Consider the following 12804-nt stretch of genomic DNA (forward strand, 5'->3'; position numbering starts at 1 on the left):
TGAAGTTTCTATAATGAATTATACGCTAATTTTTTATTAATTCAAAATTGACAGATGACGATGAATAACCTTTTGCAAGATTTTCGGGTATATAGCATGCTCAACTTCATGAATCCGTTTTGTAACGGCTTCAATGCTTTCTCCCTCACGAATTGAAACGCTTTGTTGAGCAATAATTGGCCCTGTATCAACACCTTCATCAACATAGTGAACAGTAACTCCTGTAACTTTCACCCCTGCTGCTACGGCTTGTTCTACCGCATCTTTTCCAGGGAATGAAGGAAGAAGTGAAGGATGAATGTTCACGATACCACCAGGAAAAGCTTCTAAAAGCGTCTCTCCTACAATTCGCATATAACCTGCAAGGACTACAAGCTGTACGCGATGCTCACGAAGCTTTATAAGAAGATCTTCTTCATATGCGGATTTTGATTCGTAGTCTTTTGCTGAAAATGAAAAAACGGGAATTCCTACTTTTTCCGCTCGAGCAATTACTTGTGCTCCAGGGCGGTCACAGACAACAAGAGAAATGTTTGCATCCAAGCGCTGATGTTTTACAGCTTCATAAATTGCTTGAAAATTGCTGCCATTTCCAGAAGCAAATACAGCAATATTAATCATGAAAGAGCGCCTCCACCGAACTCGATGCCTTCTTTGTTTGTAACACGTCCGATGATGTATGCTTTCTCGTTCTCGCCTTCAACTGCTTCAATTGTCTTATGAAGGTCTTCTTCAGCAACAACTAATACAAATCCAATTCCCATATTAAATACTTCGAACATTTCACGACGATCTAAGTTACCTTTTTCCTTTAAAAACTCAAAAATAGTCGGAATCGGCCATGAACCATAGTCAATTTCCGCTCCACATCCTGCTGGAAGCATACGTGGAATATTCTCAACAAATCCCCCGCCTGTTACATGGGCCATACCAAGAATGTTCACATTCTCTGCTGCTTTTTTCACTGCTTTTACATAAAGCTTTGTTGGTGTTAGAAGTTCCATGCCAAGAGACTTATCGAATCCTTCATATGTTGTTTGAAGATCAAGACCAGCTTCATCTACAATATGACGTACAAGTGAATAACCATTGCTATGAATTCCGCTTGATGAAATTCCAATCAAAACATTGCCAGCTTTGATGTTTTCACCTGTAATAAGCTTTGATTTTTCAACAGCTCCAACAGCAAATCCTGCAAGGTCATATTCTTCTGGATCATACATACCAGGCATTTCAGCTGTTTCTCCTCCAATGAGGGCACACTCTGATTGCTCACAACCGTCTGCAATTCCTTTTACAATGGCTTCGATTTTTTCCGGCTCGTTTTTTCCACACGCAATATAATCTAAGAAATAAAGAGGCTCAGCTCCTTGTGTAACAATGTCATTTACACACATTGCAACAGCATCTTGACCAATTGTTTCATGATAATTCATTGTAAACGCAAGCTTTAACTTGGTTCCGACTCCGTCTGTTCCAGATACTAAAACAGGTTCTTTTAAATTGAGCTGAGATAAATCAAACATCGCTCCAAATGATCCGATGCCACCCATTACTTCTCGACGCTCAGTACGTTTTACATGTTTTTTCATCCGTTCAACTGCTTCGTACCCAGCATGGATATCGACCCCTGCTTCTTTATATGTGTTCGACATATAAATCCTCCTCTTTCTTTAGCACGTCACCTTTTCATGAGGATGTGCTGTATCTGGATAAATTTCTGTTGGATATTTACCTGTGAAACATGCCATACACTGCCCACCATTTTCAAAAGGTCTACCAATTGCATTTACAAGACCTTCTTCACTTATAAAATAAAGTGAGTCAGCACCGATAATTTCACGCATTTCTTCTATTGAATGTTTAGATGCCATAAGCTCTTCTGTTGTTGACGTATCAATTCCATAGAAACATGGATTTTTAATTGGTGGCGCACTAATACGAACATGAACTTCTGTTGCGCCTGCTTCCCGAAGCATGTTTACAATACGACGACTTGTTGTTCCACGAACTATTGAGTCATCAACCATAACAACACGTTTTCCTTCTACAATTTTTCGAACAGCAGAAAGTTTCATTTTGACCCCTTGCTCACGCAGTTCTTGAGAAGGTTGGATAAATGTTCTACCAACATAGCGGTTCTTAATTAAACCAAGCTCATATGGAATTTGTGACTGTTCTGCATATCCAATAGCTGCTGAAATACTTGAATCAGGTACACCTGTTACAACGTCTGCCTCAACAGGAGCTTCTGATGCAAGCTGTTTTCCCATACTTTTACGTGCAGAGTGAACATTAATACCATCAATATTGCTGTCAGGACGAGAAAAATAGATATATTCCATACTGCACATAGCACGATTTGCGTTATAAGCAAAGCGTTCTGACGTTATGCCATCATTGTTGATTACAAGAAGTTCACCAGGCTGTACATCTCGCTCATGTTGGGCTCCAACAATGTCTAAAGCACATGTTTCACTTGCAATGACATACGCATCACCTAGAAGACCAATAGAAAGCGGACGAAGACCATGTGGATCAAGAGCAACCATAAGGGAATCTTCTGTTAAAAGAAGAAAAGCATATGCTCCTTTTACCATTGAAAGAGCATTTTTTAACTGATCTTTTAATGTTGAAAAACCGCTTCTTTTAATAAGATGTGCTAATACTTCTGTATCCGATGTTGTTTGAAAGATACTTCCTTGGTTTTCAAGCTGATGTTTCAGCGCTGTTGCATTAACTAAGTTGCCGTTATGAGCAAGTGCCATGCTTCCTGTTTGAGAACGGAAGTGAAGAGGCTGAACGTTCTCGTAGCCTCCACCTCCTGCTGTTGCATAGCGAACATGCCCAATTGCAGCTGTTCCTTTTAAATCTTTAAGCTGACCGTTTTGAAATACTTCAGAAACAAGACCTGTGTCTTTATGAATGTTCACTGTCTCTTGGTCGCTTACAGCAATTCCCGCTCCTTCTTGACCGCGATGCTGTAAACTGTGTAGCCCGTAGTATGTTAACTCTGCTGCTTTTTCATGACCCCAAACACCAAATACGCCGCACTCTTCGTTTAAGCCTTTGATTTCAGCAAGCATGAGATAGCTCCTTTCCAAGCCTCTTGTAGTTGTGCTGTTGGTTCATCAATAATCAAGTTGCCTTGTGCACCTTTCACAACAAAACGTTTGCTATCTGTTACAGTACCAATTTTCTTCGCATTCACAATATTTTCGAATGCTTCTTGGTTTTCAGGGCTTACTGTTACAACAAAGCGAGATTGTGTTTCACTAAATAGTTCAGCTACTACATCTTCACCAACTGTAATTTCAGCGCCAAGATTCTCACTGTTCATTAATTTTTCTGCTACAGCTACTGCTAATCCACCTTCAGCAATGTCATGAGCAGATGCTACAACACCATTTTGAATAGCTGTTAGAAGCTGTCCTTGACGTTCTTTTTCTGTTACCAAGTCTAAAGCAGGTGCTGCTCCAAAGATTTTTCCTTCAAGAAGTTTTTGAAGTTCACTTCCGCCAAATTCAACGTCTGCTTCTCCAAGCACATAGATGAAGTCTCCTGCTTTTTTCGCACTTTGTGTTGTAATATGTTCAAGATCGTGAATTAAACCAACCATACCAACAACTGGTGTTGGATAAACTGCTTCACCATTTGTCTCGTTGTATAATGAAACGTTCCCACCGATAACAGGAGTTGATAGTGTACGACATGCTTCACTCATTCCGTCTGCTGCTTTTTCGATTTGCCAGAAGATTTCAGGCTTCTCTGGGTTACCGAAGTTTAAGCAATCTGTAATAGCAAGTGGCTCTCCACCTGAGCAAACGATATTACGTGCAGCCTCTGCTACAGCAATTTGACCGCCGACTTCAGGATTTAAATAAAGGTAGCGAGAGTTACAGTCTGTTGTCATTGCAAGGGCTTTGTTTGTTTCACGAATACGGATAACTGCAGCATCTGAACCAGGTGCAACAACTGTGTTTGTACGTACCATATAATCATATTGACGATAAACCCATTCTTTGCTTGCCACTGTCGGCTGCTTTAAAAGGGAAAGAAGCGTTTCTTTGTAATCAGTTACACGTGGAACATAATTTTCCATTTTTTTGAATTCTTCAATATATTCAGGTTTCTTAGAAGGCTTATGGTATACTGGTGCATCTTCTGCAAGTGCATCAACAGGTACGTCTGCCACTACTTCTCCTTTATGAAGAAGACGAAGTTTTTGATCTTCTGTTACTTTACCAATTGCAACGCCTTCAAGACCATACTTTGTGAAAAGATCAATGATCTCTTGCTCTTGGCCTTTTTTCACAACAACAAGCATGCGCTCTTGAGATTCAGAAAGCATCATTTCATATGCTGTCATTCCTGTTTCACGTTGTGGTACAAGGTCAAGGTTCATTTCAAGTCCCATACCTGCTTTACTTGCCATTTCTGCTGAAGAACTTGTAAGACCTGCAGCACCCATATCTTGAATTCCAACAAGTGCTTCACATTGAACAAGCTCAATACAAGCTTCAAGCAATAATTTTTCCATGAATGGGTCGCCAACTTGAACTGCTGGGCGTTTCTCATCTGATGAATCAGAAAGTTCTTCAGAAGCAAATGTTGCTCCGTGAATACCGTCACGACCTGTTTTCGCTCCAACGTACATTACTGTGTTTCCAACGCCAGATGCAACACCTTTTTGAATATCTTTATGATCAATTAATCCAACGCACATTGCATTTACAAGTGGGTTTCCTTCATAGCAAGGATCAAACGCAATTTCTCCTCCAACAGTTGGGATTCCGATACAGTTACCATATCCAGCAATCCCTGCAACTACTTCTTCAAACAAGTAGCGGACGCGCGGACTTAACAGCTCACCAAAGCGTAAAGAGTTTAAAATTGCGACAGGACGAGCTCCCATTGAGAAAACGTCACGAATGATTCCACCTACTCCTGTTGCAGCACCTTGATAAGGCTCAATTGCTGATGGATGGTTATGACTTTCGATTTTAAATACAACCGCTTGATCATCGCCAATATCGACAATTCCAGCTCCTTCTCCAGGACCTTGTAAGACTCTCTCACCTGTTACTGGGAATTTCTTTAGGATTGGTTTAGAATTTTTATAGCTACAATGCTCTGACCACATAACAGCGAAAAGACCTGTTTCCGTGTAGTTCGGCAAACGACCTAATAATTCTTCAACTTTTTGAAACTCCTCATCTGTTAAACCCATTTCTTGATAAATCTTTTGCGCTTTAATTTCTTCGGTACTTGGCTCAAGAAGTAATGACATGATTTTCCCTCCATTGGCGAACAATTGATTGAAAAAGTTGTAATCCATCAGCGCTACCTAAAAGCTCTGATACAGCACGTTCTGGGTGTGGCATCATTCCAAGGACATTTCCTTCCTTGTTTGTGATTCCAGCAATATCTGATACACTTCCGTTTGGATTATCTTTATAACGGAAAGCAATTTGATTATTCTCTTCAAGCTCTGCTAAAAGCTCTTCACTGCAATAGTAATTTCCTTCACCATGTGCAACTGGAATAGTAATTTCTTGTTTTTCGTTATATGCATTTGTAAACATTGTTTTATTGTTTTCTACAACAAGCGTTAATGGCTCACAAATGAATTTCAAGTTTTCATTACGCTGCATTGCGCCTGGAAGCAAACCAGATTCTAAAAGAATTTGAAATCCATTACAAACACCAAGCACTGGTTTTCCCGCTTTTGCTGCTTTTTGAACTTCTTCCATTACATTTGCAAATCTTGAAATTGCTCCACATCGTAAGTAGTCCCCGTATGAGAATCCACCAGGAAGTAAGATTCCATCAAAGCGACTTAAATCTTTTTCAGTATGACGAACATATTCTACTTCTTCGCCAAGTTCATCTTTAATTGCGTGATACATATCAACATCACAGTTTGACCCTGGGAATACAATTACTGCGAATTTCATACTTTTGCCACCTCTTCAATTTCGAAACGGTAGTCTTCAATAACTGTGTTAGCTAAAAGTTTTTCACACATCTCTTTCACACGTGTTTCAACGTTTTCTGTTTCTTCTACCGTAAGTTCGATAAATTTTCCGATACGTACTTCGCTTGCTTCTTTGTAACCTAAATGATGAAGAGATTGCTCAACTGCTGTTCCTTGTGGATCTAAAACACTTTCACGTAATGTAACAAATACCTTTACTTTATACATGTGATTTTCCCCCGATTCGTTTTAAAATTTCTTCATATGCATCTGTAAGACCGCCAAGATCACGGCGAAATACGTCTTTATCAAGCTTTTCATTCGTATGAACATCCCAGAAACGACATGTATCTGGTGACACTTCATCAGCTAAAATAATTGTGCCATCTTCTGTTTTTCCAAATTCTAACTTAAAATCAACAAGCGTAATGTCACGCTCAAGGAAGTATGGTAAAAGAATTTCATTTACTCGGCGAGCTAAGAACTTAATGTAAGCAAGTTCATCCCAGCCTGCTGCTTTTAAGAATAGCGCATGTTCATCTGTAATAAGCGGATCTCCAAGTGCATCATCTTTATAGTAAAGTTCAACAATTGGCTGCTCTGTTTTTGTGCCTTCTTCAACGCCAAGGCGTTTTGCAAGACTTCCTGCAATAACATTGCGAACAACAACTTCTAGAGGAATAATACTTACTTTCTTTACAAGCTGCTCATAGTTTGAAAGTCTTTCAACAAAGTGTGTTGGTACATTCTCTTTATGAAGCACTTCAAATAGTAAGCTACTAATCTCGTTATTCAATACTTTTTTACCAGCAATAGATGACTTCTTCTCACCGTTAAATGCTGTTGCATCATCTTTATATTCAAGCCATAAAATATTTTCTTGATCTGTAGCATATATTTTCTTTGCTTTTCCTTCGTACAACAATTCTTGTTTTTCCATCTGTTCCTCACCTCATCTGAAGTATCAGCACTATTTTAGAAAGAAGGCGCAATGCCTTCTTTCCATGAAATTAAAGTCCTAAACGATTAAAGATCATGTCTACATTTTTCAAATGGTGCTTGTAGTCAAAGCATTCTTCAATCTGCTCTGCTGTTAAGCGACTTGTAATGCGCTCATCACTTTCAATTAGTGAGCGGAACGGAACTTGCTCTTCCCATGCTTGCATTGCTTTTGGTTGAACAAGGTCATATGCTTCCTCACGAACCATGCCTGTATCAATAAGTGTAAGAAGAACACGCTGAGAGAAAATAAGACCAAATGTTTTCTCCATGTTACGCTGCATGTTTTCTGGGAAGACTGTTAGATTTTTTACGATATTGCCAAATCTGTTTAACATGTAGTTTAAAGCAATTGTTGCATCTGGTAAGATAACGCGTTCTGCTGAAGAGTGAGAAATATCACGCTCATGCCATAAAGCAACGTTTTCGTAAGCTGTTACCATATAGCCACGAATTAAACGAGCTAAGCCTGTCATATTTTCAGAACCGATTGGGTTACGTTTATGAGGCATTGCAGATGAACCTTTTTGACCTTTTGCGAAAAACTCTTCAACTTCGCGAGTTTCTGTTTTTTGTAAGCCACGTACTTCTACTGCAAATTTTTCAATAGACGCTGCTACAAGAGCAAGTGCTGACATATAGTGAGCATGACGATCACGCTGAAGCGTTTGTGTAGAAATTGGCGCCGGTTTTAAACCAAGCTTCTCACACACAAATTTCTCAACAAATGGATCAATATTTGCGAAAGTTCCAACTGCACCAGACATTTTACCAACTGCAATGTTCTCTGCTGCATGTTTGAAACGCTCAACATTGCGCTTCATTTCTTCGTGCCAAAGAGCCATCTTTAACCCGAATGTTGTTGGCTCAGCATGAACACCATGTGTACGACCCATCATTACTGTGTATTTATGTTCTTGTGCTTTCTCTTTTAAAATGTCAACAAAACGCTCAAGGTCTCCAATTAAGATGTCGTTTGCTTGTTTTAAAAGGTAAGAAAGAGCTGTGTCCACAACGTCTGTTGATGTTAAGCCGTAGTGTACCCATTTACGTTCTTCACCAAGCGTTTCTGATACCGCACGTGTGAAAGCAACAACATCGTGACGTGTTTCTTCTTCAATCTCTTTAATACGATTGATATCAAAAGAAGCATTCTCACGCAGTTTTTTTACATCTTCCTTTGGAATAACGCCAAGCTCTGACCATGCTTCACAAGCTAAGATTTCAACTTCTAGCCATGCTTTAAAACGATTTTCCTCTGTCCAAATTGCTCCCATTTCTTCACGTGTATAACGTTCAATCATTTTAGTTCCTCCGTTTAACTCCAAATTTTTAAGGCGTTGATTTTTTCTAGCGCCATCTCTATGTTATCAGCAATAACCGTCATATGTCCCATTTTTCGTCCATCTTTTACTTCCTTTTTTCCGTACAAATGAAGGTGGCAGTCTGAAAATTGTTCGACTTTATCAAGTGCCTTGTTCATTTCATCTCCTAAAAGGTTTGCCATTACTGCTGGCTTTAGCAGTGAAGAATCTCCTAATGGCCAGTTACAGATGGCTCGAATATGCTGACCAAATTGTGAAACAGCACAGGCATTCATAGAATAATGGCCAGAGTTATGCGGACGAGGAGCGAGTTCATTTACAAATAGCTCTCCGTCTCTTGTTATAAACATCTCTACAGCTAGTGTGCCCACAAGTTTTAAATGATTCGCGATTTTCAAAGCAATCTTGGTTGCTTTCTCTTTTGTTTCTTCACTCACACGTGCTGGTACGATTGTTTGATATAAAATGTGATGTTTATGAATATTTTCACCAATTGGCAAGCATGTTACATCCCCATTTTCGTTGCGGTGAACAATGACAGACACTTCCTTTTGAAGGTCGATCCAGCTTTCTAGTACGCAAGTTCCCGCATTTAGAAGCTTTATGGCTTCATCAATATCTTCTTTGCGTTCAATTAGATGTTGACCTTTTCCATCATAGCCACCTTGACACGTTTTTAAGACGCACGGATATCCGATACTTTCAACTGCCTCTTCCATTTCCTCAGCTTTTTCAATAATGCGATAAGGAGCAATTGGAAGTCCTGCTTTTGTAATTTCTTCTTTTTCGAACTGACGATTTTGTGTGATTTTGAGTAAGTGGCTTCCCTGTGGTACATAAGAATGTTCCTCAAGCCATTTAACCATTTCTACATTCACATTTTCAAACTCATACGTAATGACATCTGAACATTGAGCAAGCTTTTGAATTCCTTCAAAGTCATCATAACCTGCTACAATCTTGATATCAGATATTTGCCCACATGGAGAATCCTCAGCGGGTTCTAAAACCGCTATATTGTACCCCATTTCTTTTGCTGACATGGCCATCATTCGTCCAAGTTGGCCACCACCGATGATTCCAATTGTTTGTCCTGGTAAAATTCTATTCAAGTTCATCACTACTTTGCATCGCTTTTTGTTTTGTTGACTCACGGCGCTCATGTAAACGAGCTTCTAACTGATCGTCTCGAGTCGCTAATATTTGGGCTGCTAACAATCCTGCATTTGTAGCCCCTGCTTTTCCAATTGCAACGGTTGCCACAGGTACACCACCTGGCATTTGTACGATAGAAAGAAGTGAGTCCAATCCTTGCAAATGACTAGAGCGAACTGGAACTCCGATAACTGGAAGTAACGTTTTAGCTGCTACCATACCTGGCAAATGTGCTGCACCTCCAGCGCCTGCAATAATTACTTCAATTCCTCGTCCTTTTGCTTCTTCTGCATATTGAAACATTAAATCAGGAGTACGATGTGCTGACACAACTTTTTTTTCATATGCTACATGCAGTTCATCTAAAATATCACAAGCATGCTTCATCGTTTCCCAATCAGAAGTACTTCCCATAATTACAGCTACTTTTGCATTCATGTATAAGCTCTCCTTTTGAAAATAAAAATGCCTAGAGTAGTTGGAGACAAGAGAAAGTCACCACCTACTCTAGGCATTCTTAGAATACATAACCTAGTGTAAGATACTTTCTCTCATAGTCCGACAATTTACGGTCGTCGGGTAGAAACTTGTGGGCCATATCCCCACTATTATACGAGAGTTCGCTTCTTAAAATTTCTATAATCATAGTAACAGCTTACCAAACCTTATGTCAATCAAAAATCGAATGTTTTATATTGTTTTTTATCTATTGTTCGGGTTTTACAACTTCTTTCCTTCGAAAGTAATTTTTCGTTCTGTTGGAATGTACTCTTTTTTTCCATTTACTACTTTCTCAGTGAATACTGGTTTCTCAAAGCGACGTACAGGAGTATATCCTTCCTTTTTCATACGACCAAGACAATCAGAAATTGTCTCGCCTTGTTGTACTTCAAATGTTTTCTTATTTTTACTAGCCAATATAAATCCTCCTTAGGAATTTTCATGGTTCTTATTATAAACGGAATTGAATAAAGAAAAAACGAGAGAAATAAAATTTCTCTCGTTTTTTCTTACTTATCTAATAAAAAGAGCGATACAACTTTAGCCATTTGTTCACGTGTTGCTCCATTATATGGTTTAAATTCATCACCATATCCCTCTATATATCCAAGTTCTTCAGCTGCCGCCACAGCTTTCTTCATTTCACTATCTAATGTTTTAAGATCCGTAAATTTCGTAGATGTTCCTCCTTCATAAGGTGCTCCATGTTTCACTTCATAGGCTCTCATCATCATTGTAACCATTTGAGAACGTGAAATAGGTTCCCATGGTTCAAATGTCGTATCACTGGTTCCTTTAATTAATCCTGCTTTATAAGCTGCTATAATTTCATCTTTTGTTTCTTTATCCATTTTACCTAAGTCTTTAAATGGAGAAGTGCCTTCTGCTTTTAAATCAAGAGCACGTACAAGCATTGAGGCAAACTGAGCACGATTTAATGAACTAAACGGAGCAAAGACCTCAGGACTTTTCCCCTTTACAACACCTTCATTTGCTAAATATGAAACATAAGGATTTGACCAACTGTTTAAAGGAACATCTTTAAAAATAGAAGATACTTCTTGAATACGGCCTTCTGCTTTGAAATGAACAGGACTTTCTAATGAGCGTACATAATCAGATGTCGCATCAATATCAACAGGACCTGTTTCAGGTTGATCTAGTGCATTATCTATAATAGCCTGATCTGCTCCAAACATATAGTTATTCACAACAACAGTATACTGCTCACTAGGATTGATTTTCTTGCCGTTTGGTAAGAAAATATCTACTACCTTCCCTCGCTTAGCATTATGATCATACGTATACGTATAACGAAGACCTGAGATAGAATAATCAAGTCCATAGCTTGTGATTTGACCATCTAATATTTCTCGCAGTCCTGCATCTGTTACAGTAAACTTGTTTAGGACATTCCCAAACGGTTGAATAGTGTACAATTCACCAAACGTGATATCACCTTTATCGATTCCAGCCCGGACTCCTCCACCATTCATAAGAGCAATATCAGCATCCATTGTCTCTCTCATACCATCTGCAATCATATTTCCAACAGGATGGTCTCCAACTGGCCCAAATCCAGGATAGCGTTGAGAGGGATAATCTACAGCACTCTTGCTAATAACCTCTTCTTTTACAGGTTTCACTTTTTCATTGTACTTTTCCAAGATGGATTTTACTTTTTCATCAGGCTTTATGCCCTCTTGAGTTACCCACTCTGTTGTAGCACTCTTTTTTACAATATCACCTGTAGATGGATCAATCTCAATATCAACATCACCAAAAGCTTGTCCATATTCAAAAGATTGCACAATGAGCTTATTGTCTACAACGCCATTTGTAAATTGATGATTATGACCAGCGAAAATAATATCTACCTCGTCGTCAATCTTCTTAGCAAATTCAGCTGTTTGTCCTGAGACAGCTCCATTAGCCTCTTGAATTGAAGGATTATGAGCAAGCACAACAATTGATTTTACTCCTTGTTCTTTTAATTCTTTCGCATACTTATTAATTGCTTCTACTTCGTCTGTAATTTGAAGATTTTCGTTTCCTTTTTTAATAACCATGCCTGGAGTCTCAGTTGTAACAACACCAATGAATCCTATTTTTGCTCCGTCCACTTCTTTTACAGCATATGGAGGAAGAATAAGTTTACCATCACTTTTATCGTACGCATTAGCTGCTACAACAGGAAAGTTCATTCCATCATAACCTTTTGTTCCTTTCCCCTCAGGATGGTCTCCTCCTTTAACCATGCGACGAAGCTCGTCGATTCCTTCATCAAATTCATGGTTTCCAACCGTTCCAACATCAAAACCCATCTCTTCCATAATCTCTACAACTGGCTCGTCTTGAAATGCGCCGGAAACAAGTGGGCTTCCTCCAATAATATCACCTGCATGTACATAGAACGTGTTTTCATTATCAGCTTCATGTTCTTTCATATGAGCTGCTAAGTATTCCGCTCCCCCTACAACCTCTTCTTTTTTTCCGTCCCCGTTTACATCAGTCTTTGAAGAATAGTCAATTTGTCCATGAAGATCATTAATACTTAAAAGCTGTACTTTAATATTTTCTGTCTCAGCTTTCACATATGTTGAGCTGAATGGGATAAGGTATGTACTTACTGCTAGAGCAGATAAAAGAGAATAGCTCCCTAATTTCCTAAATTTCTTGAATTTCATTTCTTTTCCCCCCTGATATTATATGATTTTTCAAACTATTATCATTATATCAAGGTGAAAGAAGCTCGTTTGTAAACTTTCTGTAAAATCATCTCTCAAATACAAGATAAACAAAAAGGCTGATCTATAATAGATCAGCCTTTTTGTATGGTGCCTGGCA

The 12804-nt window shown here is 38.9% G+C and carries 12 protein-coding genes and 1 riboswitch; all 12 genes read right to left on the minus strand.

The genetic code is table 11. The features are described 5' to 3' along the window. Nucleotides 1-36: 36 nt before the first annotated feature. Complete coding sequence (gene purN, locus MOC86_RS23425) at nt 37-621, minus strand: phosphoribosylglycinamide formyltransferase (RefSeq protein ID WP_040060850.1); 585 nt, start codon at nt 619-621, stop codon at nt 37-39. Beyond that, complete coding sequence (gene purM / locus MOC86_RS23430) at nt 618-1655, minus strand: phosphoribosylformylglycinamidine cyclo-ligase (RefSeq protein WP_111924704.1); 1038 nt, start codon at nt 1653-1655, stop codon at nt 618-620. Before purM ends, purN begins: the two co-directional genes overlap by 4 nt. 18 nt (nt 1656-1673) lie before the next feature. Next, nucleotides 1674-3086 carry an amidophosphoribosyltransferase gene (gene purF, locus MOC86_RS23435; protein ID WP_268586340.1) on the minus strand — a complete coding sequence of 471 codons (1413 nt, stop codon included), beginning with the start codon at nt 3084-3086 and terminating at the stop codon, nt 1674-1676. After that, entirely contained in the window at nt 3062-5290 is a 2229-nt protein-coding gene (purL, locus tag MOC86_RS23440; RefSeq protein WP_268586341.1) for a phosphoribosylformylglycinamidine synthase subunit PurL, read from the minus strand. Before purL ends, purF begins: the two co-directional genes overlap by 25 nt. Next, nucleotides 5274-5957: a phosphoribosylformylglycinamidine synthase subunit PurQ gene (gene purQ, locus MOC86_RS23445; RefSeq protein WP_268586342.1), complete on the minus strand. Its 684-nt coding sequence runs from the start codon at nt 5955-5957 to the stop codon at nt 5274-5276. The genes purL and purQ overlap by 17 nt, the downstream gene beginning before the upstream one ends. After that, nucleotides 5954-6205, minus strand: coding sequence for a phosphoribosylformylglycinamidine synthase subunit PurS (purS, locus tag MOC86_RS23450; RefSeq protein WP_061803869.1), 252 nt, complete (start codon nt 6203-6205; stop codon nt 5954-5956). The genes purQ and purS overlap by 4 nt, the downstream gene beginning before the upstream one ends. Beyond that, nucleotides 6198-6917 carry a phosphoribosylaminoimidazolesuccinocarboxamide synthase gene (gene purC, locus MOC86_RS23455; RefSeq protein WP_111924701.1) on the minus strand — a complete coding sequence of 240 codons (720 nt, stop codon included), beginning with the start codon at nt 6915-6917 and terminating at the stop codon, nt 6198-6200. Before purC ends, purS begins: the two co-directional genes overlap by 8 nt. A gap of 70 nt (nt 6918-6987) precedes the next feature. After that, on the minus strand, nt 6988-8280 hold the full coding sequence (gene purB / locus MOC86_RS23460; RefSeq protein WP_243515519.1) for an adenylosuccinate lyase: 1293 nt from the start codon (nt 8278-8280) through the stop codon (nt 6988-6990). A gap of 14 nt (nt 8281-8294) precedes the next feature. Next, entirely contained in the window at nt 8295-9464 is a 1170-nt protein-coding gene (gene purK / locus MOC86_RS23465) for a 5-(carboxyamino)imidazole ribonucleotide synthase (protein WP_419146673.1), read from the minus strand. Beyond that, nucleotides 9406-9894, minus strand: a complete 489-nt coding sequence (gene purE / locus MOC86_RS23470; protein WP_243515532.1) for a 5-(carboxyamino)imidazole ribonucleotide mutase — start codon at nt 9892-9894, stop codon at nt 9406-9408. Before purE ends, purK begins: the two co-directional genes overlap by 59 nt. A gap of 96 nt (nt 9895-9990) precedes the next feature. Then, nucleotides 9991-10092, minus strand: a riboswitch (purine riboswitch). 84 nt (nt 10093-10176) lie between these two features. Beyond that, a complete protein-coding gene (locus MOC86_RS23475) occupies nt 10177-10374 on the minus strand; it encodes an NETI motif-containing protein (RefSeq protein ID WP_268586343.1) in 198 nt (65 codons plus the stop codon). A gap of 92 nt (nt 10375-10466) precedes the next feature. Beyond that, nucleotides 10467-12644 carry an S-layer homology domain-containing protein gene (locus tag MOC86_RS23480; protein ID WP_268586344.1) on the minus strand — a complete coding sequence of 726 codons (2178 nt, stop codon included), beginning with the start codon at nt 12642-12644 and terminating at the stop codon, nt 10467-10469. Between the last annotated feature and the right edge of the window lie 160 nt (nt 12645-12804).

The sequence above is a fragment of the Priestia endophytica genome (assembly GCF_026790145.1).
In the GTDB taxonomy this organism is placed as follows: Bacteria; Bacillota; Bacilli; order Bacillales; family Bacillaceae_H; genus Bacillus_I; species Bacillus_I endophytica_A.

What these genes read in the sequence shown, in the direction of transcription:
- purE (WP_243515532.1), bottom strand. Translation starts at nt 9,894, where the DNA reads ATGAATGCAAAAGTAGCTGTAATTATGGGAAGTACTTCTGATTGGGAA.
- purM (WP_111924704.1), bottom strand. Translation starts at nt 1,655, where the DNA reads ATGTCGAACACATATAAAGAAGCAGGGGTCGATATCCATGCTGGGTAC.
- purN (WP_040060850.1), bottom strand. Translation starts at nt 621, where the DNA reads ATGATTAATATTGCTGTATTTGCTTCTGGAAATGGCAGCAATTTTCAA.
- MOC86_RS23480 (WP_268586344.1), bottom strand. Translation starts at nt 12,644, where the DNA reads ATGAAATTCAAGAAATTTAGGAAATTAGGGAGCTATTCTCTTTTATCT.
- purS (WP_061803869.1), bottom strand. Translation starts at nt 6,205, where the DNA reads ATGTATAAAGTAAAGGTATTTGTTACATTACGTGAAAGTGTTTTAGAT.
- purB (WP_243515519.1), bottom strand. Translation starts at nt 8,280, where the DNA reads ATGATTGAACGTTATACACGTGAAGAAATGGGAGCAATTTGGACAGAG.
- purF (WP_268586340.1), bottom strand. Translation starts at nt 3,086, where the DNA reads ATGCTTGCTGAAATCAAAGGCTTAAACGAAGAGTGCGGCGTATTTGGT.
- purC (WP_111924701.1), bottom strand. Translation starts at nt 6,917, where the DNA reads ATGGAAAAACAAGAATTGTTGTACGAAGGAAAAGCAAAGAAAATATAT.
- purL (WP_268586341.1), bottom strand. Translation starts at nt 5,290, where the DNA reads ATGTCATTACTTCTTGAGCCAAGTACCGAAGAAATTAAAGCGCAAAAG.
- purQ (WP_268586342.1), bottom strand. Translation starts at nt 5,957, where the DNA reads ATGAAATTCGCAGTAATTGTATTCCCAGGGTCAAACTGTGATGTTGAT.
- purK (WP_419146673.1), bottom strand. Translation starts at nt 9,464, where the DNA reads ATGAGCGCCGTGAGTCAACAAAACAAAAAGCGATGCAAAGTAGTGATG.